This is a genomic window from Paraglaciecola sp. MB-3u-78 (assembly GCF_002835935.1).
Lineage (GTDB): Bacteria > Pseudomonadota > Gammaproteobacteria > Enterobacterales > Alteromonadaceae > Paraglaciecola.
In genome coordinates this window covers 1-3,464 of record NZ_PJCF01000021.1, presented here as the reverse complement: position 1 = coordinate 3,464, position 3,464 = coordinate 1, and the positions used below count along the sequence as shown (strand labels likewise).

The 3,464-nt window shown below is 49.8% G+C and carries 3 protein-coding genes; all 3 read right to left on the bottom strand.

What is annotated here, in order from left to right; all coding sequences use genetic code 11:
* Positions 1 to 90: 90 nt before the first annotated feature.
* The 3 genes from CXF95_RS26050 to CXF95_RS26040 are packed head-to-tail and all read right to left on the bottom strand — an operon-like array spanning position 91 to position 3,313.
* Positions 91 to 1,107 (bottom strand): tyrosine-type recombinase/integrase, encoded by a 1,017-nt coding sequence (locus CXF95_RS26050; protein WP_101201091.1) that lies wholly within the window; start codon positions 1,105 to 1,107, stop codon positions 91 to 93.
* Positions 1,095 to 2,075: a tyrosine-type recombinase/integrase gene (locus CXF95_RS26045; RefSeq protein WP_101201090.1), complete on the bottom strand. Its 981-nt coding sequence runs from the start codon at positions 2,073 to 2,075 to the stop codon at positions 1,095 to 1,097. The genes CXF95_RS26050 and CXF95_RS26045 overlap by 13 nt, the downstream gene beginning before the upstream one ends.
* Complete coding sequence (locus tag CXF95_RS26040) at positions 2,072 to 3,313, bottom strand: site-specific integrase (RefSeq protein WP_101201089.1); 1,242 nt, start codon at positions 3,311 to 3,313, stop codon at positions 2,072 to 2,074. The genes CXF95_RS26045 and CXF95_RS26040 overlap by 4 nt, the downstream gene beginning before the upstream one ends.
* Between the last annotated feature and the right edge of the window lie 151 nt (positions 3,314 to 3,464).

The following is a 3,464-nucleotide window of genomic DNA, read 5'->3' as shown; positions in this document are numbered from 1 at the left end:
TGGCACCTATGCACAGAAGCTAACTATGTATAGTTTTGCCCGTCACCCCATACGCTACTAGACACTGCTGGTAGCGAACTGTACATAATTTTACAGCGACTGCAGGAACTGCATCAGTTCGTCATCTGCGGGATGATAGAGATGCATTTTTGTATCGGGCTCTTGAAGCTTTGCCAGCGCCTTCGTTTTCATCTCCAAGTTTGCCTCTACGTATCGATGGGTGGTGATCATGCTTTCATGCCCGAGCCATAACGCAATCACACTAAAATCGACACCTGATTGCAGTAAATGCATTGCAGTCGTATGCCGAATTGTGTGCGGCGAAATACTTCGTTTGGATAAGCTGCTGAATTTCTCGGTCGCCTTGACTACTGCGATATTGAGGCGTTGCGATACGTTACCGCGTGTCATTGCGTGTCCAGCACGATTTGGCAGCAGGGCAGCATCCCTCCCAAACGTTGGGTTGTATTTAAGCCAAGCCCGAATTTCCTGAACAGTGCTTTTCCACAAAGGTGTTGAGCGTTGCTTACGTCCCTTGCCGAGTAGGTGTACACAGGCTGCTACATCCAAAACAACATCACAGACACGTATGCCGATAATTTCCGAGACTCTCGCTCCGGTGTTGTATAGCAAAGTCAACAACAAATGGTCACGCTTGGATGTCCATGTATCGCCTGGCTGACCCAGCACTGCCAACATCTCCTCGCGCGACAGAAATCCAAGCATCGGTCGTTCAAAACGTTTCATCGGTACACCCAGCGCACTCTCGATGAAGTAGAAAGAGGATACATCACGCCGTGCCGCGAATTTCAGGAATGAACGTAACGCGGTCAGCCGGAGGTTTCGACTACGAACCGAATTGTGTCGGTCAATTTCCAAGTGATCCAGAAATGCCAGAATCAAATCCGGATCAAAGTCCGACAGGCTAAGTGCTGTCGGAGACTTGCCCAAACGTTCATGCGCGAAATCCAGAAACAACATCATCGCATCCCGGTAAGAAGCAATAGTACGTGGACTCACTGCACGCTGTTTTACCAGGTACTCGGTAAAAAATTGCTGAATCAAGGATGCAAATGATACAGAGCGTGGCGCTATTATTTCAGACATGGCTCACCTCCCTGCATTTGCGTAAACGCTTCAAATTTATTTGCCACCACGGTCATGAGTTGCGGTACACCGCTGAGATACCAATAGGTATTGGTTACCTTTGCGTGCCCCACATATGTGGACAATGCCAGCATCTGCTGATCGACATTCACGCCCTGAGAATGCCAAAGCATCACGCGATTAACGATAAATGTGTGTCGCAGGTCGTGAATGCGAGGGGCATCGTTAGTGCCGCGATTGAGCCATTTTAATTGATCGCGCAAGCCCGCAAAGACTCTATGTACCTGGCGCAATCCCAAACAATGACCTTTACGACGACCGCGAGTGCCCACAAAGAAAGGCATTTCTTCGGTAAATTCAATGTGTAAATTGCGTAAGGATTGATAACGTCTGAGTACGTTGACCACGCTCGGGTGCATCGGCACATAGCGTGATTTGGCGAACTTGGTCATCCGGATAATCAGCATACCCGCCTTCAGGTCAACATCTGTCTCCAGTAAATTTACTGCTTCTGAAACACGTAGTCCTGTCGAAGCCATTAAGCCAAACAGTGTTTCGTAGGTTGCACCTCGTAATCCAGGGAACGGGCCGAGACTACGTGCTGCAGCCAGCAATTCGATGACTTCCTGCTCAATATAGATATGTGGTGCTGGCCTCTGCCCGGTTTGGCCAAAGGTGAAGTCGTTAGGCACTTCTGTAAGCGGTTCAAATTGTTGCAGGTAACGGGTAAATGGACGTAACTTGCCCAGGCGCCGCGCCCATGTCTTGGGATTGCCGCTATTTCCTTTGTCGCACTGTGCCCAAGCGGTCATGACCTCGATGGTCAGTGGCCCCTCTAAATTAAGAGAGTCAACATAGCCTGCAAAACTATTGACAGAATAGCCTACCGAGCGCAGATCAAAACCAAGCCGGCGACGTTCTTCAAGGTAATTGGTTGCGTGCATTTGCATCGTAATGTGGGTAATCATAATGCGCTCCCTGGCCAAGGTAGCGCGACCGCAGCGAGATTTCTACTGTCGAGCTTGGCGTAAATCATCGTTGTATTCAGCGAGCGATGTCGCAGAACATCCGCTACTTCCTTGAGCGAACTACCACCTTCGAGCAAACGATTTGCCATCGTGTGTCTCAGAAGGTATGGCCGTGTGTGCGGCAGACCAGCTCGCGCAAACGCCTGTCGTATTGTTTTACTGATTAGATGATGACTAATTGCCTGATCGCGCGGAGCGATGTTGCGCACAAAAACAGCACGATTGGAGGTTTGTGGTCGTTCAAGTCTTAGGTAGTCGGCAATGGCGCGACCTATCGCTGCAGGTAAAGGCATGACATCTTCGCGGCAACCCTTGGTTCTTCGCAGTGCAATGGTGGCAGCACGCCAGTCGATATCATCTAGCCCGAGATTGGCTATTTCGCCACTTCGCAGCCCAAGACCCAACGCACAATGCACGATGGCCGCAGCTCTGCGTGCAGATGGGCCGTCATGCTCAAGTGACCCAATCAAACATTCGATCTCGACGCTATTGAGCGTCTTTGGCAACGAAGCAAGTTGCCACTTAGCTGGGCGGCATAGAACCCCAGTTAGATGATGGACTGGATCGCCTTGCGTAGCGCGATAGCGAAAATACCCACTCAATGCCGAGATGGTGGGAGTAATACTGAGTGGGGTGCTGCACAACTCGCTCTGCTTCGCGACAAACTTGCGCACATCATCGGGATTCATCGCGGAAATTATCACAGTGTTATTTGCGAATTTATCAAGCAGCAGACGCGCAATGACTCGAAGGCGCTGTCGGCACGTACTTGGCGCAAGCCCTCGAGCATGGCTCATATACATATCGAAGCGGCGTAATTCCTCATCTGCTGGCGTCATGCCAATTGCCGGCTTTTCGATGACTGCATTTGCGCGTAGGACGCTGAGAAGATGGTTGAGTGCAGTTTGTAATGTTCTGCGAACACGGTATACCCGACTTGCGCAGTCGCAATGCGGCAGGTGCTCATAAAGAAACTGATGAACTATTTGTTCATCGATTCCATGAATATCGATTCCAGATTGAGTTAACCAGTGAGCGAAGTGGGCAATGCTGGCTAAGTAATTGTCAACGGTTGTAGGGACGTAGCGACCTTCCGTAAAGCGACGCTTGAAAGCGTCAACGTATGCCGCCAGTTGGCTTTCAAGAAGCCAAGTGGTTGAGTGATAGTTGGGGTTCATTTCAGTCTCCTGAGGTGGGTGGATTACCACTTCAGAATACGGGTAAAACTATGTCAAGTTAATGGGTCATGGCCTTGCCTGAAGCCCAATAGAATAGAGAGTCTTGGATTTTCAAAAACAACAACTATACATAGTTAGCTTCTGTGCATAG

Coding starts and splice junctions, on each gene's coding strand:
- CXF95_RS26050 (WP_101201091.1), bottom strand. CDS start 1,107: ATGTCTGAAATAATAGCGCCACGCTCTGTATCATTTGCATCCTTGATT.
- CXF95_RS26045 (WP_101201090.1), bottom strand. CDS start 2,075: ATGATTACCCACATTACGATGCAAATGCACGCAACCAATTACCTTGAA.
- CXF95_RS26040 (WP_101201089.1), bottom strand. CDS start 3,313: ATGAACCCCAACTATCACTCAACCACTTGGCTTCTTGAAAGCCAACTG.